The following is a 23,700-nucleotide window of genomic DNA, read 5'->3' as shown; positions in this document are numbered from 1 at the left end:
GGAATCGTTATTCTGGGTGGTAGAAAACAACGGAATGAAAAAATAAAAAAATAATACCTTTCAATGAAATAGAATTATCACTTCGCCGCGGAATAGCGGCGAACGCGGCATTTTCATCAATTAGCCACTTTAACCTAAAGTCAGATTCAAAAAATAACGTGAATCGTTATCCAACAATGATAATTTTTAAACAAGATCGGGTTATCTTATTCAAAAAAACCATCTTGCCGACGTTGAATCAATTATTCGCCTCACCTCAAAAAGAATAAAAAGATAATCACCGGCGGGTTCAGGTTGCTCCTGTACCCGCTCAGCACCCTGCAACATCAACAAAACCAGCCTGCTGACGCTGGCGTCGGAGCAACCCTTCCGCCGGCGCAAAGCGATCGCCATATTGTTGCTGCAACGACTGTAATGTCGCCACGACCGTGGCGACGCCTAACTGATTCATATAGTGAAACGGGCCACCCAAAAATGGCGGAAAACCGATCCCCATCACGGCGCCGATATCACCGTCGCCGGCATGACGGATAACCCCTTCATCCAGACAACGCACCGCTTCATTCAGCATCATCATGACGCAACGCTGTGCCATCAATGCCGGATCTAAATGCGCTTTTGGCGTGACATCCAGCAACGGGTAAATACGCTGGTCGGCCACCTTCTCCTGGCGCCGCCACAGGCTGGATAGCCGTTCACCGCGAGACGGTTCGTAACGGTAAAAACCGCGCCCGTTTTTACGGCCTTGACGATTATCTCCGGCAATCGCTTCCAGTGCCGGAGGCGCGCAAAATCGCTCGCCCAGTCCAGCAACCAACACCGGCACGATTTTCATCGCTACATCAATGCCAACCTCATCCAACAACGTAAACGGGCCGACCGGAAAACCAAAGCGCACCAGCGCCCGGTCAATCGATTCCACCGGTTCGCCTTCCAACAGGCAGCGTGCAGCTTCATTCAGGTAAGGCGCCAGAATGCGGTTAACATAAAACCCGGCTTTATCCGCCACCACAATCGCCGTTTTGCCCTGTTTTTTCGCCAGCGCCACGGTGGTGGATAGCGTTTGCTCATCGGTCCCGGCGTGGGGAATCACTTCAACCAGCGGCATCTTATCCACCGGGCTGAAATAATGCAGGCCGATCACCTGTCCCGGTCGACTGGCCGCCGCTGCAATTTGATGAATCGGCAGCGAAGAGGTATTGGTGGCAAACACCGTATGCGGCGGCACCACCGCCTCGACTTCCCGCACCATGTGTTGCTTAAGCGAGAGATCCTCAAACACCGCTTCCACCACCACATCGACGTGCTCAAACCCCCGGTAGTCGGTTCCACCGGAAATCAGGCTCATTTGCCGCCGCTGTTCCGCCGCTGTCATACAGCGACGCGCAACCTGCCGGTTTAATCGTTGCCAACTGCCGTGCAACGCATGGGTAATGCCTTTCTCATGAAGATCTTTAATCCTCACCGGCAATTGGCCATTAAGCGCGGTAACACCGGCGATGCCGCCGCCCATTAGCCCACCGCCCAACACGCCGACCCGACGCAATGGACCGGGCACCACCGGCGCACCGGGATCGTTTTTCAACGCCGTAGTGGTAAAAAACAGCCGCCGCAATGCCACCGACTCCGGCGACATCACCAGTTGGCCGAAGGCGCGGGCTTCAGCCTGATAACCAGCCTGACTGCCCTGCTCCAGACCGTGGCGCACCGCTTCAATGATGCGTATCGTCGCCGGATAATTGCCCTGAGTCTTTGCCTGAGTCTGGCGTCGTACCCGTTCGAATAGCCGACGGCGTACATACGGCAACATCAGTAATCGATGCCGCCAGCCGGGTGAGAATGCGCGTCGCTTCCCCCGACGGATAAACCCCAACGCCGCCTCCAGCAATATGGCGGGCGGCACCACGTCGTCCACCAGCCCGATGCGTCGCGCCTGCGCCGCCCGTAACTGGCGCCCAGTGAGTATCAACTCCAGTGCCCGATCCACGCCGATCAGACGTGGAAGCCGCTGCGTACCGCCGGCCCCCGGCAAAAGTCCTAACTGCACTTCCGGTAACCCAAGCCGGGTCACGTCATCCGGGGTACAGAGGCGATAATCGCAGGCCAACGCCAACTCCAGACCGCCGCCAAGGCAAGCGCCATGAATGGCGGCCACCACCGGGAACGGCAGGCGGGCGATCGCTTCCAGCGCTTCCTGACCGGTTTCCGCCAGCTTTTGCGCGGCGGCGGCATCGGCACAGGCATTCAACATGCCGATATCAGCCCCGGCGATAAACGACGTAGGCTTACCGGAAAGAATAATCATCCCCTGCAACCCGCTGTGTTGACGCGCCTGCGACAACGCTGCCTGCAATTGTTCAGCAAACGCCGCTTTTAAGGTATTCACTTTTTCGCCGGGAACATCCACAGTAAGAATGCCGATATGATCGTGACGAAATGTCAGTTGGATTGCAGCGTGTTCCTCACGCTCATCAGTCTGCGGCCGGCTCCTCAACATCGGTTCGGTCATTTCGTCACCTCCAGCACCATCGCCGCACCCAATGCTCCCGCCGCGCAGGCGGTCACCAGTCCTAATCCGCCACCGCGTCGGCGCAACTCATGCAGCGTTTGGGTAATCATGCGCGCTCCCGTCGCGGCAAAAGGATGCCCATATGCAATCGACCCGCCCCGTACGTTAAATTTCGCCTCATCGACCTCGCCTAACGGCGCGCTACGCCCGAGTTTGTCGCGAGCGAATTCGGCGCTGGCAAACAGGTGAAGATTAGCCAGCGTTTGAGCGGCAAAGGCCTCATGCATATCGATCAACGCCAGCTCGTCCAGCCGAATACCGGCCCGATCCAGCGCCAGCGGCGTGGCATAAGCCGGCCCCGCCAGCATATCCCGCTGTACCGGAATAGCGCTGAACGCATAGCTGCGCAGGTAGCCGAGCGGCGTTAATCGCAATTCACTGGCGCGGGATTCGTTCATTAACAACACCGCGGCCGCGCCATCGGTTAGCGGAGAGCTGTTACCCGCCGTCACGCTACCGTAACGGCGATCAAACGCGGGTTTAAGGCGGGAATACTGCGGCGGCGCACTGTCACGGCGAACCGTGTTGTCTTCACTCACCGCCTGCTTATACGGCGGCACCCAGGTCGTCATCACTTCATCACGCAATACGCCCTCAGCCCAGGCTTGCGTGGCCCGCTGGTGTGAACGATGGGCGAAAGCATCCTGCGCATCACGGCTGATGCGGTAATCTTTCGCCATCTGCTCGGCGGTGTCCCCCATGCGTAGCCCGGTGGAATACTCCGCTACGGCAGGCGCCACCGGCAGTAAATCCCGTGGTCGCAAACGGGCCAGCAACGCCAGCCGTTGGGGCAACGTTCTGGCGCGCGACAGATCAACCAGCGTGCGCGCCAACGCTTTACTGACGCCAATCGGCAGCACGGAAGCGGAATCCGCCCCGCCGGCAATGCCGATGTCGATCGTGCTGGCCAAAATACTTTCCGCTATGTTAGCAACCGCCTGAAAGCTGGTGGCGCAGGCACGGGAAATGCTATAAGCGTCGGTATACGCGCTCATGCCGCTACCGAGTACGATTTCACGCGCAATATTCGGCGCTTCGGGCATCTGAATCACCTGCCCGAACACCAGTTGCTCAACCTGCTCCGGCTCAATACCGCTGCGCAGCAACAGTTCGTTGACCACCCGTATTCCCAGCTCCAGCGCCGGAATGCCATGATACACCGTCGCTTGCCGGGCAAACGGCGTTCTCAATCCACTGACAATCGCAATGCGATCACCGCGGCGGGTAAGCAACGGCGTGACTTCGCGCATAACCATGAGATTCATCCCTTTTCAGAGGCCGATGAGGTCTGAACTCATTGTTAACCCGACGATTACATTATGCAAACAAGCCGAGACCAAATAGCGAGGCGCGCCACGCTTGCGGATGTTCAGGCACCCCTGGCATCGCCAGACAGGTAGAAAACATCATGGGACTGGACGAATCGGGAAATGTGGAAAATCGTCTCGCTCAACCAATCTGCTGAGCGAGACGGCAGGCACCGGAATCGGGCCTTACCAGATGATCTGGTTGGTACAGGAAGGTGGATTAGCGCAAGCCGAGCTGGAAAATCAGGGTTTCAGCCTGACAACTGAAGGTGAAATCCATATCCAGTTTCACCCCACCATCCGCGTCAGACAGGCGGGCATCGATCACACAAGGCTCGGATTCCACCGAACGGGCTTTTTCCGTCAGTTGCTGCTGCGTTTGTTCCGCTTCACTACGGCTGCTAAACACACGACTATAGGACGCGGTGCAGTCGGTGTTGTCCATTACGGTTCCCACATCCACACAGCAACAGGCGGCGGTTTCTTCTGCGCTACATTTATTAATCGCGTTTGTCATGGCAAAACTCCTCTGCGGCGACAGGCGCTTCCAGACCTGAAAGCACGCTATCAATATAATCTGGCTCTCATTTTACTCACCCTGATTGCCTATCACTAGCACTTACTGATTAAAGGGATAATGCGTGATGCAGATCACACATTAACGTTGTTTTTCAATGAAATAGGCTAATAAATCTAAACAGAATCATGATATTTGTTAACCAGATCCAACTTCTTAAATCAATTCGGCAACAAAAATAGAACCAAAAGAAAACATTTCATAATGTTGAATCTATAATTTTTGCAACTGGTCTGATTTGTCAGCCCATGAAGCCCCCCCTACAATGCGCGTCCCTTGTTACACGCCTAACAAAAGTAGTCAATATTCAGTGAGGTTTCGGTCATGAGCCAGAAAGTCCTGTTAAAGAAAACATCACTTGCTGTGGCGCTGGCGCTCATGGCATCCAATGCAACGGCGGCTGGTTTCCAGTTAAATGAGTTCTCCTCATCCGGCCTGGGCCGCGCCTTCTCAGGCGAAAGCGCCATTGCAGACAACGCCACCTCCGGCAGCCGCAACCCGGCGACCATGACGCTGTTTGATCGCCCGACCTTCTCCGGCGGCGCCACCTATATTAATCCGGACATCGATCTGCGCGGCACCAGCAGCACCGGCCGCGATGCCAGCGCCGATAACATCGCGCCAAACGCCTGGGTGCCTAACCTGCATTTCATCATGCCGCTGAACGATCAGTGGGCATTCGGCGCCTCTGCTACCACCAACTTTGGGCTGGGGACTGAGTTCAGCGACAATTTCAGCGCCGGTTCCATCGCGGGCAAAACCGACCTGAAAACCTCGAACCTGAATCTGAGCGCGGCCTATCGTCTCAACCAGCATTTCAGCGTTGGTCTGGGCGTTAATGCCGTGTACGCCGACGCCAAATTTGTACGTAACGCCGGCGAAATCGGCCCGGTGCTGGGTGTGAGTTCAACGTCTGAGATCACCCACATGGATGGCAAAGAATGGGGTTATGGCTGGAACGCCGGTATTCTGTATGAACTGGATAAAAACAACCGTTTCGGCCTGAGTTACCGCTCTAAAGTCGACATCGATTTTGACGGTTCCTTCAGAAACGATCTGCCACCACCGCGCGGCACCAGCGGCACCACTATCCCCGCTAAGCTGACACTCAACCTGCCGGAAATGTGGGAACTCTCCGCTTACCACCGCGTCGCCCCACAATGGGCGGTTCACTACAGCCTGGCCTACACCAGTTGGAGCGACTTCCAGGAACTGCGCGCTACCGGCAGCAACGGTCAGCAATTGTTCCAGAAAGACGAGAACTTCCACGACGCTTATCGCATCGCGCTGGGCACTACTTACTACTACGACGACAACTGGACGTTCCGCACCGGTATCGCGTTTGACGACAGCCCGGTACCCGCCGACAAACGCACCATCTCCATTCCGGATCAGGATCGTCTCTGGCTGAGCGCCGGCACCACTTACGCCTTCAACAAAGACGCGTCGGTCGATGTAGGCGTGTCTTACATGCACGGCCAGAAAGTGACTATTCGCGAACCGGGCGTAGCCCCTAACCTGCCCTCTTACACCTTTAATTCTGAAGGTCGGGCGTGGCTGTATGGCGTGAACTTCAACTATAGTTTCTAACCCGAACGCCTGTCTCTGGTTCGCAAAAAAGGCCGCGATTGCGGCCTTTGGCTTTAAATAGCACGTCGGTTGTTGATGCCGGCGGCATTATTCCGGCTTCACTTCCATATAGTCCAGTTTTAGCGTGCTGCTGGTGTAACTGCGGATCTGATTAGTGAGTTCAATATTGCCTTCCAGCTTCTGGCCGTAAGACGGAATGATCTCCTTGAGTTTGGTCTGCCATTGCGGTGTTGCCACCTTATCTTTGAACACCGTCTGCAGCAGGCTCAGCATGATCGGCGCCGCTGTCGATGCACCCGGCGAAGCCCCCAACAATGCGGCAATGGAACCGTCTTTGTCGCTGACGATCTCGGTGCCCAGTTTCAGTACGCCGCCCAGCTCTTTGTCTTTCTTAATGACCTGTACACGCTGACCCGCCACCGCCAGACGCCAGTCAGACTGTTTCGCCTGTGGGAAGTACTCTTTCAGCGCAGCAAACCGGTCGTCGTCGCTCATCATCAACTGCCCGACCAGGTATTTCACCAGATCGAAATTATCGATCCCCACATCCACCATCGGCATAAAGTTGGCGGTGTTCATTGAGGAGATCAAATCCCACAACGAACCGTTTTTCAGGAACTTGCTGGAGAAGGTCGCAAACGGGCCGAACAACAGCACCTGCTTGCCATCGAAAACACGGGTATCCAGATGCGGTACCGACATTGGCGGCGCCCCCACCGAGGCTTTACCGTACACTTTGGCCAGGTGACGTTTTACGATATCCGGGTTATCGGTAACCAGAAACTCGCCGCCAACCGGAAAACCACCGTAGTTATCCGCTTCCGGAATACCGGATTTCTGCAACAATTGCAGTGCGGCGCCACCTGCGCCGATAAATACAAACCTGGCGTTGATTGCACTTTCTTTGCCACCGTTTTTCAGGTCAGCCACAACGACACGCCAGGTGTTGTCCGGGTTACGCTTGATATCGCGCACTTCGCTGCTCACTTTCAGGTTGAACGTCGCCTGTTGCGTTAAGCCGTTTACCAACTGGCGGGTGACCTCGCCGTAGTTAACGTCGGTACCAATCGGCATACGGGTGGCGGCAATCTTCTGCTGCGGGTCACGCCCTTCCATCACCAGAGGAATCCACTGTTTGATCTGTTCCGGGTTATCCGAGAACGCCATACCACGGAACAAGGTGCTGTGTTGCAACGCCTGATAGCGTTTGTGCAGATAATTCACGTTGTCGTCGCCCCACACGAAACTCATGTGCGGCACACTGTTGATGAAGGATGCCGGGTCTTTCATCACATGATGAGAAACCTGATAAGACCAAAACTGGCGGGAGACTTCGAACGCCTCGCTGATTTCAACGGCTTTGCTGATATCAATCGAACCGTCGGCTTTTTCCGGCGTGTAGTTCAGCTCCATAAATGCAGAGTGACCGGTGCCGGCATTATTCCAGCCGTTGGAGCTTTCTTCCGCGACATTGTCCAGGCGCTCAACCATGCTGATGGTCCAATTCGGCTCCAGCGCCTGCAAATACGTCCCAAGCGTAGCGCTCATGACGCCGCCGCCAATCAGCACCACATCCACAGTGTTATTTTCTTGCGCCATGACAGGCTGTGCCAGCCCTATCACGCCCAGACACAAGGTGGTAACCAGTAGCTTTTTCATATTTATGTCCCGTTATGTCAGTGTGTCATCCCTGCAGGTGAACAAGGGGGATTCCTGATTAGCGAGATAACGATACAAAAGCGCTGAGCCATGCGGGAAACAGCGGCAGATAGACCTGCATCTATGATGTCGGCGCAACGTAAAACCGGCTGGCGACAGGCGGAGATAAAAACAGGTTACGCAACATGCGGATTGCCTGCTCAGGGCAGCTGAATCGTTACCTTTTCTAACCGGCTGTTATTATTGTTACATAAACGATAAAAATGAATTTATGTAATTAAATAAAAACCAACAACAAAATAACGTTTCAAAAACAATCTGATTGTTGCGCCACAAGGAATTCGGCAAGAAAATTAGTTACAAAAGGCACCCGCAGGTGCCTGTGCAATACTAAAAAAAGGCTTATTTATTCGAATCAATTTCGTCCAGACTCCCCTCAATAGCTTTAGCATTCGGGTTAGCCACGGGAACGGATTTCCCGCCATTAGCCAGGAAGTCATGCCGCTGGAAGTAGGCGTCACGCACCATCAGGTACGGATCGGACGAGTTACGCAGCAACCCATCGGAATCCAGCAAACGGGCGCGGGTTTCCAATCCTTCCACCGCCCACTTGCCGGCGGACATCCAGAAGGTGAGATAACTCAATGGCGGGTAGAGCGTGTCCACCACGCCTCCCCCGTCTTCACGCAATGTCGCACTACCATAACCCGGCAACACCAGATAAGGCCCGTAACCCACATCGTAATACCCGAGCGTACTGCCGAAACGGTGCGGCTCTTCTTTCGCCAGTTTGGGATTCGCCATCGATGCCACATCGATCAGGCCCCCCATACCCAGCAAGGTATTGAGGAAGAAACGGTTGAAGTGAATCATCGCCTGATAGGGTTTCCCCTCGACGAAATAGTTCACCATGGTGGCAGGTTCCGCCAGGTTACCGAAGAAGTTACTCAACCCATTACGCGCAGGTTGCGGCATGTAATCACGCCAGACCACCGCAGCAGGCCGCACAATATATGGATCCAGCACGTTATAGTTGAACCCGAACATGGTTCGGTTGAACCCTTCCAGCGGATCCGAGCGTTGCTCCGGCGCTGAAGTTTTAGAGCTGGCACAGCCGACAAGCACCGCGCTCGCCAGAACCACACCACCCAGACGAAAATTCATAACGTATCTCCCTGCTGAACTTTCATACAGTCCGCACAACCTGCCATCGGGCCACCAGCGCACAAGGCCACATGGTATCATTTTAATACACCGGGCATTGGTTTGCCCGTGCCGCCGGTGGCGGTCTGTCGGAAAAATTGCGTTCGTTTGATTGCGACGCCAGATGTGACGCACCTCTCACAAGCGCTTCAGAATTGTCCGGTTCATACAAATGACCTTACCCGAAAAACAATCGCTATCCACGCCGGCTGATGCAATGGTCAACATTGTAAGATATAGATCCTGTGTCAGGCACTGGTATAATTCCAGAACCGATTGTGCGATCGCAATCTAATTCAGTCACTTGCAACAACAGCCCCCGATAACAGGGCTGTGAGGAAAACGGAAGATACCACGATTAAGACGGGTATTCAGGTCAAAACTGGTGGCAGATTGAGCAAACGCACCGGCAAGTGCTTATGAAGTCAGTCAAATCGGGTATAATGCTGCTCCAGCACGGTCCCCGTAGTTAAATGGATATAACGAGCCCCTCCTAAGGGCTAGTTACAGGTTCGATTCCTGTCGGGGACGCCAATCACACTTCTCCCAGCGTCTACTCAAGTCAACAAACCTCAGTAATACCAAGGCTTCACGATAAATCTCACTCTCTCAACGTCCACTACAATCTATTGCAATCAACACATTTCAGGGGGTACATTTGGGGGTATTCCGTGTTCGGTCTAAAACTGATACCCCCAAATGAAACTAAATGCACGGCAGGTTGATACCGCCAAACCTAAAGATAAGCCGTATAAATTGGCAGACGGCGGCGGCTTATACCTGCTCGTCAACACCAACGGCGCACGTTATTGGCGTCTAAAGTACCGGATTGCGGGTAAAGAAAAGCTCCTGGCACTGGGGGTATATCCTGATGTCTCGCTTGCCGATGCCAGAACGCTGCGTGATAAGGCGAAAAAGGCTCTCGCTGCTGGCGCTGATCCATCCGAGAATAAAAAGGATGAAAAGGACGCCCGCAAGGCTCAAGTAAAAAATAGCTTCAAGGACATCGCGCTGGAATGGCTCGCCAGCAAAGCCAAAAAGTGGTCGGCCGGGTATGCCAATGAAAATATGGTGCTACTCACTAATAATGTTTTCCCTCGCCTGGGGGATCGCCCGATCGCAGAAATTAAACCGCTGGAGCTATTGGAAATACTCAAAAAAATAGAAAATCGCGGCGCTACTGAGCAAGCCAGAAAGGTGCGGATGCGCTGCTCTGAGGTTTTCCGTTATGCCATTGTCACCGGGCGAGCATCGTATAACCCGGCGCCAGACCTGATAAGCGCTATGCAAGGGCATGAATCGAAACATCACCCTTTCTTAATCGCTAAAGAGCTACCGGATTTCTTTACGGCGCTATCCGGCTACTCTGGTAGCACGCTGGTGGTGTTGGCCGCACGGCTGCTTATCCTGACCGGGTTACGTAACGGTGAATTGCGCGGCGCCACCTGGCAGGAAATAGATATCGAAAATGCGCTATGGGATATCCCCGCAGAACGGATGAAGATGCGCCGCCCTCATCTTGTACCGCTATCACGTCAGGCTCTTGCTATCGTAGAGCAGATAAGAGAGATAACGGGTAACTATCCGCTGATGTTCCCGGGCCGGAATGACCCTCGCAAAACAATGAGTGAAGCCAGCATTAACCAGGTATTTAAACGCAGCGGTTATGCCGGAAAGGTCACATGCCACGGTTTCCGCCACACCATGAGCACCATTCTTCACGAACAGGGCTACAACACGGCATGGATTGAAACCCAGCTTGCTCACGTCGATAAAAACTCAATTCGTGGCACCTATAATCATGCTCAATATCTGGATGGCAGGCGCGAAATGCTCCAGTGGTACGCGGACTATATGGACACGCTGGAGAACGGCGAAAATGTGGTTCACGGCTCGTTTGGGAAACGTGCATAACTGGATGAATAGACAGCCATTAAATACCTCAGTAGACTACTGTAGACAAATAAAGCATAAGCCACTCTTGGAACGGTGTGTCATGAGAGATTTCAATGTCCCAACTGAATTTTTAGAGTCTGACGATTTTAATAAAAGCATTGCTTCACTAAATGAACTTCGTGAACGTGATGATGATGTCTTTGAGGTAGAGTATCGCAAAAAAATTGCGAAAGAGGTTTTCGATGATTTATCTCGAATAGTAAAAGAAAGGTTAAATGAACATTTTGGTGATCATTACAATATAGATTATGACAAGATCTACAGCCCACCATCACCTAACCCTAAGAATGAAGTAGAAATCCTTCATCTATTTATATGGCAACGCTCTTTTTGGATATGCGAAAACCTATCAATATCAAGAAATTTATTTCAACCATTAACACTAGAAATCCTCATTCATATTATTGAAAAAAGAGAAAACCATGCATTAAAGCTATATGAAATACTACTTTATCCATTTTATTACGCAGACGAAAAAGCCTTTTTCTCGGTTAATATTGGACGCACTGGGGGAAGACCTCAGCATAAACACAAGGATGAAACCATGAAAATGGCTAATAGTCTTATTGCAAGTAATAAATCCTTAAGCATCGATGAAATATCAGCAACCATTTATCAAAAAATGAGTAGTCGCTATAATGATAGCCCCAAGTTATTAACCATAAGAAATTGGATAATAAAATCAACACGATAAAATCAAAAGAGCACCTAAACCGGTTTACCTTAAAAACCGGTTTTTTATTAGATAGGGCTATTTCTTAACTAAGCGCTTAATCCACCTACCCCCACAAGTATGGGACAAAAGATAATCACCCCTGTAGACCGCAATCACCTACAGGAGATAGTCAATGTCCGCACAATCTAAACGTATGCTACGGATTCCAGAAATATGCCATAAAACTGGCTTTAGCAAAGCATGGATCTACAAACTCATTGCACAAGGCCGCTTCCCGCATCCAGTAAAAATCGGTTCACGTTCCGTCGCGTTTATTGAAAGTGAAATTGATGACTGGATTAATCAGCGTATTGCTGAATCGCGCGGTGAGGTGGCATGATGGAAAAGAAAAACCGCCTACTACAGGCGGTCAGTCAGAAAGGTAACGTTTCTGATCATACCGCCAGCACATCCATTAAACCAGTCCCTAAAAAGCATCGCGCACGGGTTTTCATGCTGCGTTCCGGCGCGGGTGGTTTTACCGAGAATGACATTCTCCACCACTGCTGCCTTTCTTCTGGCCGGAATTACGCCACGGAATTAGAACGCCTGCTTGATATTCGGTTAGTGCGTATTGACGAACCTAACGTTGACGGGATCGGCAGTCATTACCGTTATCGGTTTGCAACGCGTGATGATATTTCCCGCGTTATTCGACTGGTCAATAGCAATGCCGAGATTAACGGACACCCGCCGCTTACCCGGCAGGAAATTAACCATATCCTGAGCCTGTACCCGGATTACGCCGCCCGCTAACGGAGCCTGATTTTATGACATCAAAAAACAATGACCTTAACGGTCAGGGACTCGCTCACCCTGAAAACCGCCAGAGCGATATTTCCAGTAATGGCTTTGCCGAATTAATCCCGGTGATTTCTGGCCGGATAGGCGAACGCGAAACCAATATTGTGAGCGCGAAAGCGTTACATATCGCACTGGACATTGGCAAAGACTTCTCCACATGGATCACTGACCGGATTAGGGAATATGGTTTTGTCATTGGCAGTGATTACGCCGTCCACAAAGTGTTTTCTCCAAAATTGGGGAAAAGCCCGAATAGCAAGGCTTGTAGCCCTATTCCCACGGGTCGCCCCGGCAAAGATTACTTTCTGACGATCGACACCGCTAAAGAAATAGCGATGCTGGAGCGCAACGAACAGGGCCGCGCCGTTCGTCGTTACTTCATCCAGTGCGAGGAAGCCTTACACCGTAGCACGCCGGAAGTGGCCGCTCGTTTTCGCCGCCAGCTCAAAGCCCGCCTGACCGCCGCAAATTATTTCAAACCGATGTGCGCCGCACTGGAAACCGCCCGTTCGGAGCTGGGCAAGAAAACCCTGCCGTACCACTACACCACCGAAAGCAACATGATCGCCCGTCTGGTACTGGGCGGTATGACGGCAAAAGGCTGGGCGCAGGTCAATGGTGTAACCGGCGAACCCCGCGACAGCATGAGCGCTGACCAACTGGAGCACCTTTCCTACCTTGAGCAGACCAACATCACGCTGATCGAACTGGGGCAAGACTACCCCCAGCGCAAAGCCGAATTAACCCGGCTGTCTCAACGCTGGATGGCAAAACGGCTGGGGGTGAATCATGCGTAACGCTTCCATCCAGCAATGGAACTATGGCGAAAGAATTACTCAGCCTTTGGGTTCAATGCCGAGGCGCTTTAATTCCTCACGCCCCAGCGTCTTGAGCCAGTTTCCTAAACTCATATCCGAATTAGCGGCGGCAGCCTCAAACTGCGCTTTTAGTTCAGGCGTAATACGGATCTGGAACGTTGGAGACCATCCCGCACCTTTCGGGCTTTTATCGCGCTTTATCGTTGACACGTACGTACGTAACCTCATAGTATGTTTTCATTACGTACGTACATTAACATGCGTAATAGCAAAAATAAAACGCCCCCGAACAGTGCTATCAACACCGAGCGAGGGCTAACCACAATGTTATCGGAGCTAACACTATGGCTGATTCACAGTCTACCCAAACTCGCCCCAAATTTACATGGCGCTTTCTGGCGCTGGGTATGTCGTCCAATCGCATTATCCGCATTGTTGCCACCACCGAGCGCGAAGCGCGGGAAAAATCCCCTGCTGGCTGTGTCATGGTTTTTGCTGGCCGCCTGCCGGTTAAGGCGGTGCGCCATGTTTGATAACACCCCGTTAGAACTGGATGAAATCATCGACCAGTGCCGGGCGCTGGCCTATGCCGCCGTCAACACGGATGAACCGCAGGCGCGTGAAATCCTGTTATTCATCCTGCAAGAGCGCATCGATCACTTGTATCACGCCAGCCAGACAGAACCTGAACAAGAGGAGGTGGAGCGTGTTTAAGGTTCATATCACCCAAACCAATCCCGTTACTGGTCGGGTAACACAATACACATTGGAAACGCCAGTTCGTACCCGCGAATATGCGGAACGCTCCGCCAAAAATCTTAACCGCAAGTTCCGTAAAGCTGGCGTTAAAGCGGAAGTGATCGAGGTGGAACATGGCGCATAACCATTCACTGACACAGGCAGCCCAGCAGGCCGAAAGGTTGTGCGTTCTGCTGATGATGCTGGAAATGACACACAGAGAGCTGGATGGCGGCGATTTATCGACAGCGTTAGCACTGGCCTGCGATTTATCCGGCACGTCGTCCTTATGGCTGCTGGAAGAGCAAAAACAGCGAGGCCAAGACCATGAATAACGCTATTCCATTGGATTTAGCCGCATTTCGTGCCGGGCAGGTCTCTGCGCTGTACGACGTCATCCTGAATATGGCGGAGAAAGAGCGCGTTTCCCCACAACTGTGTGCGCTTATCGGTATTGCCAGCGATATTCACGCCGAGATCCGTGCATCGCTTGATAAGGAGATGTCCCAATGAGAGAACAATGTCTTGAAGGCACGATGAGCAGCCTTCGCGGGCTCATCGATTTACTGACTTGTTGCGATAACACCACTCAACCTGAAGCCGTGCGCCAGACGGCGTTTATCGCGCTTTTACTGCTGGATGACTTGATTGACGGCTATCAACGTGAGGCAAAGCAATGTGCCTTTCCCGCAAAGAATACCAAACACAGCACAGGGAGTGGCGTATGAACGACATCATTTCTTTACCCCTGTCACTGGAACATGAACGCGCCCCGTATATCGATGTTTCCCCTGATGGCGTTTGTCTTATGGCGCTGGACGATGAAGGCAAATACGAAGTGGCAACGTGCCACCCGTTTGATTATGCCCTTTCCAGCCTGAATCGCGGCTATTACGACCATGACAACCTAAACGGGCTGCGTGTGTTTCATGCGCTGGCAAAAGCGAAAGAGAAAGGCTATTTCCAGCCCAATGATCAGCAAGATTTGGAAATGTGGCGCTGGCTGGTGGCTTACGAATTCATAAGGGAGCAGCAGCGGATCAACGGTGAGCAAGGTGTTACAGGCAACGGCAGCAATAACGGGGCTCTCTACCGAGGGAAACACGGCACCATGTATGTTTACCCTGATACGGAGCGCTTTGCGATGGCGAATAATATCGAGGGCGCATTGATCGGGAAATTTGGCCGTGAACAAGGCACTAAAAACGCCACTCTGTTCTATCAGGGAATGCTCAATCATCAAAGCAAAGCGCCTGAATTGTCCGATATGGGGCGGGCAATACTGGCCGATATGCACGATGAATTTATTCAGATGCGCAATAACGGTGCGCTACCACCCACACCCATGACGCACTGAGGGCAATGGAATGCGTAATATCGATTTTATCCGTGAAGTGACCCGCTCGGCGGTGGGCCGCTGGCCTGATGTGCTGGCCCTGCTGGGTATTGAGGTTCCCCGCCACCCCACCACGCTCACCCCCTGCCCGGCGTGCGGCGGCACAGACCGTTTCCAGTTCGATAATCTGGAGGGGCGCGGCACCTGGCATTGCCGCCACTGTGACCCGGAAGCCGGTGACGGGCTGGCGCTGGTGATGAACGTTCGCCAGTGTAACGCAGCAGACGCCGCCCGGCTGGTGGCCGACGTGCTGGGAATGCCAGCCGGTGCGCCAGCGCCGGACACGCGCCAGCATGATACCCGGCAATCCCCCTCTGCCGACGAGCAGGCCCGTACCGCAGAAAAAGCCCGGCGCTTTGCCGCCCGGCTGAAAAAACTGACCGCACAGGCACAGCCCGGAGAATCCGCTTATCTGGCCGGAAAGGGCTTGACCGGGTTGTCGTATCCACTGCTGCCCGATGGCACCCTGCTGCTGACGTTACAGGACGCCAGCGGCACCACCACCGCCGCACAGACAATAACCCCCGATGGCCGCAAACGGCAGGTGGCCGACTCGGCGAAACGCGGCGCGTATCACGCGGTGAATGCGCCCGCACAGCCCGATACGGTGATTATCGCCGAAGGGCTGGCGACGGCATTAAGCGTTCACCGGATGCGCCCGGAGGCGCTGACCCTCGCCGCTATCGACGCGGGCAACATGGTGCCGGTGGCAAAGGCCATGCGCACCCGGTATGCCAGCGCTCGTATCATTCTGGCCGCCGATAACGACATCAACCCGGATACGCCGAACGCAGGGAAAGACTGGGCGGAGAAAGCCGCCCGTGCGGTCAACGGCCAGGTGGCGCTGCCTCCCACCGATACCAAGGCCGACTGGGACGATTACCGCCAGCAATACGGGCTGATGGCCGCGACGCACGCGTTTGCCGCCTCACTGTATTCACCGCCAGCGGACGAACCGGACGACGACAAGCCAACGCATAGCGACCCGTTAAAGCCACATGTGCAAAGCCGCCGGGATGGGGTGTTCTGGGTAACCCCCAAAGTGGATAAAGACAGTGGCGAGATTATCAACAATGAAAGCTGGCTGTGCTCCCCGCTGGCAGTGGTGGGCATTGGCCGGGACGACAAAGACCAGTACCTGATAATGCGCTGGCGGCCCATCGGCGCGAAGACCGACACCACACAGGCCATTCCGCTGGCGGATATCGGTGAGCGCGAGGGCTGGCGAACGCTGAAAAACGGCGGCGTGAACGTCACCACCAAAAACAGCCTGCGTGCCATTCTGGCCGACTGGCTCCAGCGCAGTGCCGCACGGGATATCTGGCATATCGCGCACGCGACCGGCTGGCAGTGTGGGGCTTACCTCATGCCGGACGGGGAAATCATCGGCACCCCTGACAGACCGGTACTGTTCAGCGGGCGCAGCGCAGCCGCCGCAGGCTACACCGTCAGCGGCACGGCAGAAGGCTGGCGCGACACCGTGGCCCGCCTTGCCGGGGGCAACTACGCCATGATGACCGGTATGGCGGCGGCGCTGGCAGCACCGTTAATCGGGCTGGTGGGGGCTGACGGATTCGGCATCCATTTCTATGAGCAATCAAGCGCCGGGAAAACCACCACCGCCAGCGTTGCCACCAGCCTGTACGGTAACCCGGAGTTACTGCGCCTGACGTGGTACGGCACCGCGCTGGGGCTGGCGAACGAAGCCGCCGCCCACAACGACGCGCTGATGCCGCTGGATGAAGTCGGTCAGGGTGCTGACCCGGTGAGCGTGGCGCAGGCCGCCTATGCACTGTTTAACGGCGTCGGCAAATTGCAGGGGGCCAAAGAAGGCGGCAACCGGGAGCTCAAGCGCTGGCGCACGGTGGCAATCAGCACCGGCGAAATGGATTTGGAAACGTTCATTGCCAGCGTGGGCAGAAAAACCAGGGCGGGACAACTGGTACGGCTGCTGAATATCCCGTTAAGCAAAACGGCGTGCTTTCATGAACATGCCAACGGCAAACAGCACGCCGACGCACTGAAAGACGCCTGCCAGCAGTACCACGGTGCCGCAGGCCGGGTGTGGATTAAGCACCTTGCCGACCACCCGCAACAGGCTATCGAGGCGGTGAGAGCTGCTGAAACCCGCTGGCGCAGCCTCATTCCTGCCGACTATGGCGAACAGGTTCACCGGGTGGCCGCCCGCTTTGCCGTGATGGACGCGGCGCTGTCACTGGGCCGGGTCATTACCGGCTGGGATGAACAGACGGGCCGGGATGCGATACAGCACAGCTTTAATGCCTGGGTGCGCGAATTCGGCACCGGCAACAAGGAGCACCAGCAGATTATCGAGCAGTGCGAAGCGTTCCTGAACGCCCACGGCCTGAGCCGGTTTGCCCCGCTGCCCTACAACCCGCAAGACCTGCCCATACGTGACCTTGCCGGATACCGGGACAGAGGCAAGCACGATGCCGCCCCGATGATGTTCTACACCTTCCCGGCCACCTTTGAGGGCGAAATCGCCAGGGGGTTTAACGTCAGGCAGTTTGCCGAAATCTTGCGCGGAGCGGGCATGTTGACGCCCCCCACCAGTGGGCGCGGCTATCAACGTAAGTCACCGCGCATTGATGGGCGGCAGATAAACGTTTACGTGCTTCAGTACCGGCCGGAGGACGACCCGCCAGAATAGGAGGCTTTCACACACGTAGAAGGTATGTTGGTTCAGTTGGTTCAGTTGGTTCAATAAGTAAAGATGGTTGTTTTACAAGGAAAACGCATCCCATGTTGAACCAACACTGAACCAACAAAGGGGCGTTTTGAACCAACACGGCGACGTACCCGGTTACTTTCTGGCTGGCGGGCGGCGTGAACCAACAAAAAGCACGGCTGAACCAACGAGAAAGACGCGGTGTTGGTTCACACAAATCCAGTGCTGGCGCGGCTTAGCGGACCGTGAACCAACTGAACCAACTGAACCAACATCTTTCTGATGATCTATAGGGGAATGTGGCGGGGATAAAAAAGACGGGGAAAACAGCCCAACAAACTGGCTACATACTCATCTTGCATCCCCCAGCAATACGCGCTAACTTACGGAAAGATACCGGAGTATGGCTTAAAAACCACTCCGGTTTTTTTTACCTACAACCTGCCATAACCCCCAAGCCTGCATGGTTAGCCCAGCAGGCTTTTTTAATGGATAAATACGATGGAACCTCATGAATTAGCTGAATCTCTTCGCAAAGAGGACGAATGGAAAGAAGAACAGGAAAGGACGTTTGGCGGCACTGACCTGAAAATCGTCTACATCGGAGGTAAACCGGAAAAACGTATTGACTACAGGGGCCGTCCGTTTCTGTTTCTTCAATCAGTCCCTACGGATATTCCGCCCGTTGTTGCACGGTATTTGCTGGATAGCTTCCCTGGCATATTCGCTACGCCGGAAGAAGCCAGGCACAAGGCTGCACAAGTGGCGGAAGCCGAACACCAGCGGCAGATTACCGCCGAAAATCGCCGCCAGCAGGAACGGGCACAGCAGCAGGCTGACGCCGAAGCAAGCAGCCTTGTAGTGAAAATCGGCAATGATGACGTTGATCTGACGAAACTCACAAGTTACCGGTTGCGTGAATTAGCGCAAGAGAATGGCGTAAACCCTTATTCCCTCCCCCCTCAACCCAACGATATGCGGCGCTATCTGGCCGATCACTTCAATCAACGGAAAATGCAGGCATGAGCGAGAAAGTAATACGCGAGAAAGCGGCGTGTGAAAAGGTTGGCATCAACCGGATTACGCTACGGCACATGTGGGAAAACGGCCAATTCCCGGCACCGTTCAGCATCACAGGAAGCCGTGCGATTGGCTGGCGTGAAGCCGATATCGACGAGTGGATTGTTAAACAGTCCAGGGCGAAACGCCGGGCGGCAGTTATCGCCCGTCGAGTTTTGGAAAAACCAGAGCCAACGTTTAATGAAGCGCTAAGTATGGTGGCACAACCTCTTTTTGAGCAGGAATAAATACGATGTCATACGGACTCATTGATATTGCGGCACAGACACGCCAGCAAGGTATGCAGGGTATGCAGCAAGCCGCTGAACAGGAACAGCAGCGTGAAGCGGCGAATGAGCAACTCAAAGCACAGCAGAAAATGGCAGCTAATCAGACGAAAGGCACGATGGCCGGGATGGGCGCGGCGGGTGGTGCGGCTTTAGGCTCAACGGCGGCGGCCGGCGCAGCAATGGGGTCATTTGCTCCAGGCATTGGTACGGCAATTGGGGCGGCGGTTGGCTTGTTGGCTGGTTCATTGTTTTCATAATTGGGGGATTTATGGCAGATGTAAGAGGATTGGCTGACGGCTTTCTGGCAGGATTTAGCACTGTCGATAATGCGCTACAACGCCGGGAAGAATCGGAATTGCGGCGGTTAATGATCGACCAGCAACAGAAGAATGCCGATCGAAATTATGAAATGGCGGTAAACACTCAGAACTGGCGCCAGTCTACTGATGAACGCGATTACAATAATTTGGTTCAGCAACAGAAAATTGAACAAGAGAATAAAGCGAAAGATCGCATTTTGGATAATCGCCGGGTAGATATTTCTGCCGGGACGCTGGCTGTTTCTCAGGCTGCCGAAAAACGACAACAGCGCCAGCAGCAGCTACAGGAAATGACCACTCGATATGGGCATCTGGCTGAAGGGATAACGCTATCAGCCCGTGCGGGAGATAAGGAGACAGCCACACGCCTGTGGTCACAGCTTCCTCCTGATGCGCAACAATTTTACACTGCGCTAAACCCGGATTATCTGACCAGCCCTAAAGCAGCGCAAAGCGCTCTGTATCTCAAATCACGCGCGCCGGCGCTGATGTCTGGTCAAATCAGTGCCGACGACCCGGCAGTCATATCTGCCGCTGATGAGATGCTACGCCCAGAGTTAAGCGTAAAGCAGGGTGAACTGGCTGACGATGGCAAGCCGATGAAAGACCGGAAATTAACACATATCAGGCTCCAATCACGCGCAACCGCTCCACCGATCCCAATGACCCTCCGCTACCTCTATCCAGTGAGCAAATCATGAGGACATTGGCACAGCGCTCTCATTTGCTGGGAATGACACAACCCAACCTTAAGGAGGCTAATCCGTACACTGAGCCTGACCCGAACGCACCTTTTATGCCAGTACAGGACTACATGCAGGTGCCGCAACATATCCGCATTCAACAGATATCCGCCGGGAAATCTCCGGTCGAGATCGTTAACGATTACAACAGTGCGGGTATGGAGCGGCAAAAATACCTGAGTGAAGTGAAGAAGCAGCAGCAAGCATCTACAGATGGCAAGCTACAAAGACAGGATGTGATTGAAACGTATGACCAGCAAATCAAGACTATTGACGGACTGCTAACCGATCCGGGCTTTGGCACTTCTGTAGGCGCTGGGTTGGGTGTGGTGAGCAAGCATATTCCAGGCACTGACGCAGCCAGTTGGGATACTCGCTTTAAGCAATTTGGAGGACAGAACTTCCTTAGCGCTATTCAGGCATTGCGTGGCATGGGCGCATTATCTAACGCTGAAGGGGAGCAAGCCCGTATTGCCGTGTCGGGATTAAGTGCTAGCCAGTCCGAAGAAGAATTTATCCGCCGCGCCAATGACCTAAAAACCTTTCTGACGGATAAGCGTGATCGTTATGCGACTGCTTACGGGATGAACACCCATCAAGGGCAGGAGCAAGGCGAGCTGAAAACATTCGGCGGCAAACCCTTTTCTAATGAGCGTGTGGCCAACGCCAGCAAATGGGCGAAAATGCCAGGCGCGACGGTGGAAAAAGTGGAAGGTGGTTATGCTGTTCGCTTGCCGTCTGCCGGTGGTCAACAACAGCCCGCATCCCCGAACCAGTCTAATGGTGTAACGGCACCTGGCGCCGTTGTACCGCCCAGTCATCCGGCAATACCGCAAACAGCAATTGATATGCTGCGTCAGCGTCCGGATACCGCTCATCTGTTCGATCAGACATTCGGGCAGGGAGCAAGCCAGCGCTATATTGGGGAGCGCGCCTCCCCAAAAGATGAAGGGCTGATCGGTAGTGGTCAGCCCGAACCCGTCCCAGACGTCCCCCAATACGCACAGAGTATGAAGGCATCCCCGCAACAGCCTGTTACCGCCACCGTGGAGCCGACAATTCAGGAACGTATCATGATGCAGGCCAGACAGTCGGGTATTCATCCCGAAATGGGCGCGGCCAGAGAGTTCAGCACTGTGAACTGGGACTCAATGAAATCGACTTTGAAACTCCTGAAGCCAGAGCAGCAACAGCAGATCGCCCAGCAGATAGCGAATAAGTTTGGCGGCAGTACCAGGCAAGACGAACAGGGGCGGCTCTTTGTAACTGTCCCTAGCGGGGAATACCTGCTTAACGGAGATGGCATGACGAGGGAGGCTGTAGAAGGGTTTGCCAGCACGTCTCAGCCACAGCCGCAGCCGCAGCCGCAGCCAGTAAGTGTCAATGTTCCGACAGCAGAAACCAACCCTTACGCACAGTTTGCTACCCCGGCTTCTCCGCAAGACATATCAGCCACCAGCCAAGAGGAAAATCCCTACGCGCAGTTTGCCCAGCAAGCGCCAAAAGCACGCAGCTTGTTGCAGGATGGCTTGCTTGGGGTGTCTGAGGCAGGTGGCGCAATTGCTCAGGCTGGGATTAACGTCGCCAATATCATTCCTATGGCTGGCGATGCGGTGCAAAGTGCCGCGGCATGGGCCGGCGGAAAAATGGGGATCGGTGATGGCACCTACACCCCTGCCGCCCGTTTCTCGCTTCCTGAGTCCATGCGGCCACAGACCGAAGCGGGACAGGTCGCGGCTGATGCGTTACCGTACCTGGTCAATCCGGTACAGGGAGCGACGCGAGCAGCAACCGGCGCAGGCGCAAGACTGGCCGGGCTGGTCGCAGAGAATACGGTAGGCGCACTGGCGGAAAACAGCGGGCAGAATGATGCGGCTGAACTGGCGGAGGATTTAGGCGTGGCCACCGCTGTCGGCGGCGCCGTTCGCGTTGTCGGTAATGCGGCTGGCGCGGGTTATCGTGCGCTTAAAGGCACTATCACCCCAGAAGCCCAGGCCGCTATCGATTACGCGAAACAGAATAACGCTCCGCTAATGACCAGCGACATGATGCCGCCGCAAACCTTTGTCGGTCGCTCAGTTCAGGCCAACGCGGAGAAAATCCCTGTTGTGGGTACGGGACAAATGCGTGCGGAGCAGCAAATGGCGCGCTCTCGACTGGTGGATGAGTTTTCACAGCGATACGGCGTTTACTCTGCTGCCGATGTGGTTCAGAGCATTAAAGAGCAGAATACGGCTCTTAAGCGTGCCGCTGGCGATCGCTTTAACGAAATCAGAAACAAGATGGATGGTGTTGGCAATGTCCAGCCTCAACGTGCAATTGATGCGATCGATCGAGAAATTACGCAGTTATCACGACTGGGAAAAACCAGCGATGAAGCGACTATTAGCCGCTTGAAAGATTATCGGGAAGAACTGGCAGGGGGAAACGTCAATTTTAGCTTGCTGGATGACTTGCGTACTCAATTCCGCATGGATGTGAAAGGGGAACGTATGGCGATGCCGGATCGTTCCGCTGTATCCGTTAATCGCGTCTATGAAGCCATGACCAAAGACCTCAATAGCGCAGTGAATGGCGCTTTGGGTGAACGAGAGGCATTTCGTTGGGCGCACGCCAAAGCGGTTTATGCTCAGGAAGCAGGTAAGGTAAAGGGAACGAAGTTAAAAGGCATTCTGGAAAAAGGCCATATCACGCCGGAAAGCGTCAATTCTATGCTGTTTGATAGTAAACCCAGCCAGGTAAGAGCACTGTACGATTCTCTCGACAACAGAGGCCGACAAGCCGCCCGCGCCGGATTGATTGCCAAAGCACTGGAGGGTGAAGCGTCCCCGGATCGCTTTCTGCTAAGGCTTAAAAAATACTCTGAACATACAGGGATATTTTTTAAAGGCGAAGAACGGCAATACCTTACCGGCCTGACACGTTACCTGCAAAGTACGCAACGCGCCTCTCAGGCATCAGTGACCCTGCCTAACGGACAGGTGGCCGCACAGATAGGTTCCGTTATGGGGCCGGGACTGGCAGGAATATTTGGCGGGCCGGTACTCGCAGCGAAAGTCATCGGAACGATGGGAACCTATGGCGCATTTGGCCGGTTATACGAAAGCCAACCGGTGCGGGATGCGCTGCTAAAGCTGGCGAATACCCCTAAAGGTAGCACCGTATTTGAACGTAACCTTGACGCGGTAAACCGTGCGATTACGGCTACTACTCAGGGGATAGAAGAGTAAACGCCCCATTACACAAGCTCGCTTCCCCCCTTATAAA

General features: G+C 54.1%; 25 protein-coding genes and 1 tRNA gene. 20 read left to right on the top strand and 6 right to left on the bottom strand.

Features of this window, described 5'->3' with window-relative positions:
• Positions 1–310 precede the first annotated feature (310 nt).
• The 3 genes from fadJ to DCH402_RS06290 all read right to left on the bottom strand — a co-directional run bounded on the left by fadJ (position 311) and on the right by DCH402_RS06290 (position 4,393).
• Positions 311–2,509, bottom strand: a complete 2,199-nt coding sequence (gene fadJ, locus DCH402_RS06300) for a fatty acid oxidation complex subunit alpha FadJ (protein ID WP_040000372.1) — start codon at positions 2,507–2,509, stop codon at positions 311–313.
• On the bottom strand, positions 2,506–3,819 hold the full coding sequence (fadI, locus tag DCH402_RS06295) for an acetyl-CoA C-acyltransferase FadI (protein ID WP_040003414.1): 1,314 nt from the start codon (positions 3,817–3,819) through the stop codon (positions 2,506–2,508). The genes fadJ and fadI overlap by 4 nt, the downstream gene beginning before the upstream one ends.
• Before the next feature lie 277 nt (positions 3,820–4,096).
• Positions 4,097–4,393: a YfcZ/YiiS family protein gene (locus tag DCH402_RS06290; protein ID WP_012769078.1), complete on the bottom strand. Its 297-nt coding sequence runs from the start codon at positions 4,391–4,393 to the stop codon at positions 4,097–4,099.
• Between the two features lie 384 nt (positions 4,394–4,777).
• Here DCH402_RS06290 and fadL point away from each other — a divergent pair, with 384 nt between their 5' ends.
• Positions 4,778–6,043 carry a long-chain fatty acid transporter FadL gene (gene fadL / locus DCH402_RS06285; protein WP_040000371.1) on the top strand — a complete coding sequence of 422 codons (1,266 nt, stop codon included), beginning with the start codon at positions 4,778–4,780 and terminating at the stop codon, positions 6,041–6,043.
• A gap of 87 nt (positions 6,044–6,130) precedes the next feature.
• On the opposite strand, the gene mqo is transcribed toward fadL, so the two are convergent.
• Entirely contained in the window at positions 6,131–7,702 is a 1,572-nt protein-coding gene (gene mqo, locus DCH402_RS06280; protein WP_040000370.1) for a malate dehydrogenase (quinone), read from the bottom strand.
• A gap of 402 nt (positions 7,703–8,104) precedes the next feature.
• Positions 8,105–8,866 carry a phospholipid-binding lipoprotein MlaA gene (gene mlaA, locus DCH402_RS06275; RefSeq protein WP_040000369.1) on the bottom strand — a complete coding sequence of 254 codons (762 nt, stop codon included), beginning with the start codon at positions 8,864–8,866 and terminating at the stop codon, positions 8,105–8,107.
• A 498-nt stretch (positions 8,867–9,364) separates the two neighbouring features.
• Here mlaA and DCH402_RS06270 point away from each other — a divergent pair.
• The 6 genes from DCH402_RS06270 to DCH402_RS06245 all read left to right on the top strand — a co-directional run bounded on the left by DCH402_RS06270 (position 9,365) and on the right by DCH402_RS06245 (position 13,177).
• Positions 9,365–9,439 (top strand) — tRNA-Arg (locus tag DCH402_RS06270).
• Positions 9,440–9,604: 165 nt separating this feature from the next.
• The gene (locus DCH402_RS06265) at positions 9,605–10,819 is read left to right on the top strand and encodes a tyrosine-type recombinase/integrase (RefSeq protein WP_040000368.1); all 1,215 of its coding nucleotides are present in this window, start codon (positions 9,605–9,607) and stop codon (positions 10,817–10,819) included.
• 82 nt (positions 10,820–10,901) lie between these two features.
• Positions 10,902–11,555 (top strand): hypothetical protein, encoded by a 654-nt coding sequence (locus tag DCH402_RS06260; protein ID WP_040000367.1) that lies wholly within the window; start codon positions 10,902–10,904, stop codon positions 11,553–11,555.
• Positions 11,556–11,709: 154 nt separating this feature from the next.
• A complete protein-coding gene (locus tag DCH402_RS06255) occupies positions 11,710–11,916 on the top strand; it encodes a helix-turn-helix transcriptional regulator (RefSeq protein ID WP_040000366.1) in 207 nt (68 codons plus the stop codon).
• A complete protein-coding gene (locus tag DCH402_RS06250) occupies positions 11,916–12,332 on the top strand; it encodes a hypothetical protein (protein WP_040000365.1) in 417 nt (138 codons plus the stop codon). Before DCH402_RS06255 ends, DCH402_RS06250 begins: the two co-directional genes overlap by 1 nt.
• A 14-nt stretch (positions 12,333–12,346) precedes the next feature.
• Positions 12,347–13,177 carry an antA/AntB antirepressor family protein gene (locus tag DCH402_RS06245; protein ID WP_040000364.1) on the top strand — a complete coding sequence of 277 codons (831 nt, stop codon included), beginning with the start codon at positions 12,347–12,349 and terminating at the stop codon, positions 13,175–13,177.
• A gap of 39 nt (positions 13,178–13,216) precedes the next feature.
• On the opposite strand, the gene DCH402_RS06240 is transcribed toward DCH402_RS06245, so the two are convergent.
• The gene (locus tag DCH402_RS06240; protein ID WP_027713390.1) at positions 13,217–13,408 is read right to left on the bottom strand and encodes a toxin-antitoxin system HicB family antitoxin; all 192 of its coding nucleotides are present in this window, start codon (positions 13,406–13,408) and stop codon (positions 13,217–13,219) included.
• A 134-nt stretch (positions 13,409–13,542) separates the two neighbouring features.
• Here DCH402_RS06240 and DCH402_RS06235 point away from each other — a divergent pair, with 134 nt between their 5' ends.
• The 13 genes from DCH402_RS06235 to DCH402_RS20735 all read left to right on the top strand — a co-directional run bounded on the left by DCH402_RS06235 (position 13,543) and on the right by DCH402_RS20735 (position 23,663).
• A complete protein-coding gene (locus DCH402_RS06235) occupies positions 13,543–13,731 on the top strand; it encodes a host cell division inhibitor Icd-like protein (protein WP_040000363.1) in 189 nt (62 codons plus the stop codon).
• Positions 13,724–13,912, top strand: coding sequence for a hypothetical protein (locus DCH402_RS06230; RefSeq protein ID WP_040000362.1), 189 nt, complete (start codon positions 13,724–13,726; stop codon positions 13,910–13,912). The genes DCH402_RS06235 and DCH402_RS06230 overlap by 8 nt, the downstream gene beginning before the upstream one ends.
• Complete coding sequence (locus DCH402_RS22585) at positions 13,905–14,081, top strand: hypothetical protein (RefSeq protein WP_161624064.1); 177 nt, start codon at positions 13,905–13,907, stop codon at positions 14,079–14,081. Before DCH402_RS06230 ends, DCH402_RS22585 begins: the two co-directional genes overlap by 8 nt.
• Positions 14,071–14,271: a hypothetical protein gene (locus tag DCH402_RS06225; protein ID WP_040000361.1), complete on the top strand. Its 201-nt coding sequence runs from the start codon at positions 14,071–14,073 to the stop codon at positions 14,269–14,271. The genes DCH402_RS22585 and DCH402_RS06225 overlap by 11 nt, the downstream gene beginning before the upstream one ends.
• A complete protein-coding gene (locus DCH402_RS06220; protein WP_040000360.1) occupies positions 14,264–14,449 on the top strand; it encodes a hypothetical protein in 186 nt (61 codons plus the stop codon). Before DCH402_RS06225 ends, DCH402_RS06220 begins: the two co-directional genes overlap by 8 nt.
• On the top strand, positions 14,446–14,664 hold the full coding sequence (locus DCH402_RS06215; protein WP_040000359.1) for a hypothetical protein: 219 nt from the start codon (positions 14,446–14,448) through the stop codon (positions 14,662–14,664). The genes DCH402_RS06220 and DCH402_RS06215 overlap by 4 nt, the downstream gene beginning before the upstream one ends.
• Before the next feature lie 80 nt (positions 14,665–14,744).
• Positions 14,745–15,293 (top strand): hypothetical protein, encoded by a 549-nt coding sequence (locus DCH402_RS06210; protein ID WP_152486897.1) that lies wholly within the window; start codon positions 14,745–14,747, stop codon positions 15,291–15,293.
• A 10-nt stretch (positions 15,294–15,303) separates the two neighbouring features.
• Positions 15,304–18,003 carry a TOPRIM and DUF927 domain-containing protein gene (locus DCH402_RS06205; protein WP_040000357.1) on the top strand — a complete coding sequence of 900 codons (2,700 nt, stop codon included), beginning with the start codon at positions 15,304–15,306 and terminating at the stop codon, positions 18,001–18,003.
• A gap of 519 nt (positions 18,004–18,522) precedes the next feature.
• Positions 18,523–19,047, top strand: coding sequence for a thioredoxin domain-containing protein (locus tag DCH402_RS06200; RefSeq protein ID WP_040000356.1), 525 nt, complete (start codon positions 18,523–18,525; stop codon positions 19,045–19,047).
• A complete protein-coding gene (locus tag DCH402_RS06195; RefSeq protein WP_040000355.1) occupies positions 19,044–19,328 on the top strand; it encodes a helix-turn-helix transcriptional regulator in 285 nt (94 codons plus the stop codon). Before DCH402_RS06200 ends, DCH402_RS06195 begins: the two co-directional genes overlap by 4 nt.
• A gap of 5 nt (positions 19,329–19,333) precedes the next feature.
• Positions 19,334–19,627, top strand: coding sequence for a hypothetical protein (locus tag DCH402_RS06190; protein WP_040000354.1), 294 nt, complete (start codon positions 19,334–19,336; stop codon positions 19,625–19,627).
• 11 nt (positions 19,628–19,638) lie between these two features.
• Entirely contained in the window at positions 19,639–20,391 is a 753-nt protein-coding gene (locus tag DCH402_RS22995; protein WP_040000353.1) for a hypothetical protein, read from the top strand.
• Positions 20,388–23,663, top strand: coding sequence for a hypothetical protein (locus DCH402_RS20735; RefSeq protein WP_233276323.1), 3,276 nt, complete (start codon positions 20,388–20,390; stop codon positions 23,661–23,663). The genes DCH402_RS22995 and DCH402_RS20735 overlap by 4 nt, the downstream gene beginning before the upstream one ends.
• The last annotated feature ends 37 nt before the right edge of the window (positions 23,664–23,700 follow it).

This window comes from Dickeya chrysanthemi NCPPB 402, from assembly GCF_000406105.1.
In the GTDB taxonomy this organism is placed as follows: Bacteria; Pseudomonadota; Gammaproteobacteria; order Enterobacterales; family Enterobacteriaceae; genus Dickeya; species Dickeya chrysanthemi.
Note: the sequence above shows the minus strand (reverse complement) of the source record. Positions and strands in the feature narration are given on the sequence as shown.

What these genes read in the sequence shown, in the direction of transcription:
- fadJ (WP_040000372.1), bottom strand. Translation starts at nt 2,509, where the DNA reads ATGACCGAACCGATGTTGAGGAGCCGGCCGCAGACTGATGAGCGTGAG.
- fadI (WP_040003414.1), bottom strand. Translation starts at nt 3,819, where the DNA reads ATGCGCGAAGTCACGCCGTTGCTTACCCGCCGCGGTGATCGCATTGCG.
- DCH402_RS06290 (WP_012769078.1), bottom strand. Translation starts at nt 4,393, where the DNA reads ATGACAAACGCGATTAATAAATGTAGCGCAGAAGAAACCGCCGCCTGT.
- fadL (WP_040000371.1), top strand. Translation starts at nt 4,778, where the DNA reads ATGAGCCAGAAAGTCCTGTTAAAGAAAACATCACTTGCTGTGGCGCTG.
- mqo (WP_040000370.1), bottom strand. Translation starts at nt 7,702, where the DNA reads ATGAAAAAGCTACTGGTTACCACCTTGTGTCTGGGCGTGATAGGGCTG.
- mlaA (WP_040000369.1), bottom strand. Translation starts at nt 8,866, where the DNA reads ATGAATTTTCGTCTGGGTGGTGTGGTTCTGGCGAGCGCGGTGCTTGTC.
- DCH402_RS06265 (WP_040000368.1), top strand. Translation starts at nt 9,605, where the DNA reads ATGAAACTAAATGCACGGCAGGTTGATACCGCCAAACCTAAAGATAAG.
- DCH402_RS06260 (WP_040000367.1), top strand. Translation starts at nt 10,902, where the DNA reads ATGAGAGATTTCAATGTCCCAACTGAATTTTTAGAGTCTGACGATTTT.
- DCH402_RS06255 (WP_040000366.1), top strand. Translation starts at nt 11,710, where the DNA reads ATGTCCGCACAATCTAAACGTATGCTACGGATTCCAGAAATATGCCAT.
- DCH402_RS06250 (WP_040000365.1), top strand. Translation starts at nt 11,916, where the DNA reads ATGGAAAAGAAAAACCGCCTACTACAGGCGGTCAGTCAGAAAGGTAAC.
- DCH402_RS06245 (WP_040000364.1), top strand. Translation starts at nt 12,347, where the DNA reads ATGACATCAAAAAACAATGACCTTAACGGTCAGGGACTCGCTCACCCT.
- DCH402_RS06235 (WP_040000363.1), top strand. Translation starts at nt 13,543, where the DNA reads ATGGCTGATTCACAGTCTACCCAAACTCGCCCCAAATTTACATGGCGC.
- DCH402_RS06230 (WP_040000362.1), top strand. Translation starts at nt 13,724, where the DNA reads ATGTTTGATAACACCCCGTTAGAACTGGATGAAATCATCGACCAGTGC.
- DCH402_RS06225 (WP_040000361.1), top strand. Translation starts at nt 14,071, where the DNA reads ATGGCGCATAACCATTCACTGACACAGGCAGCCCAGCAGGCCGAAAGG.
- DCH402_RS06220 (WP_040000360.1), top strand. Translation starts at nt 14,264, where the DNA reads ATGAATAACGCTATTCCATTGGATTTAGCCGCATTTCGTGCCGGGCAG.
- DCH402_RS06215 (WP_040000359.1), top strand. Translation starts at nt 14,446, where the DNA reads ATGAGAGAACAATGTCTTGAAGGCACGATGAGCAGCCTTCGCGGGCTC.
- DCH402_RS06210 (WP_152486897.1), top strand. Translation starts at nt 14,745, where the DNA reads ATGGCGCTGGACGATGAAGGCAAATACGAAGTGGCAACGTGCCACCCG.
- DCH402_RS06205 (WP_040000357.1), top strand. Translation starts at nt 15,304, where the DNA reads ATGCGTAATATCGATTTTATCCGTGAAGTGACCCGCTCGGCGGTGGGC.
- DCH402_RS06200 (WP_040000356.1), top strand. Translation starts at nt 18,523, where the DNA reads ATGGAACCTCATGAATTAGCTGAATCTCTTCGCAAAGAGGACGAATGG.
- DCH402_RS06195 (WP_040000355.1), top strand. Translation starts at nt 19,044, where the DNA reads ATGAGCGAGAAAGTAATACGCGAGAAAGCGGCGTGTGAAAAGGTTGGC.
- DCH402_RS06190 (WP_040000354.1), top strand. Translation starts at nt 19,334, where the DNA reads ATGTCATACGGACTCATTGATATTGCGGCACAGACACGCCAGCAAGGT.
- DCH402_RS22995 (WP_040000353.1), top strand. Translation starts at nt 19,639, where the DNA reads ATGGCAGATGTAAGAGGATTGGCTGACGGCTTTCTGGCAGGATTTAGC.
- DCH402_RS20735 (WP_233276323.1), top strand. Translation starts at nt 20,388, where the DNA reads ATGAGGACATTGGCACAGCGCTCTCATTTGCTGGGAATGACACAACCC.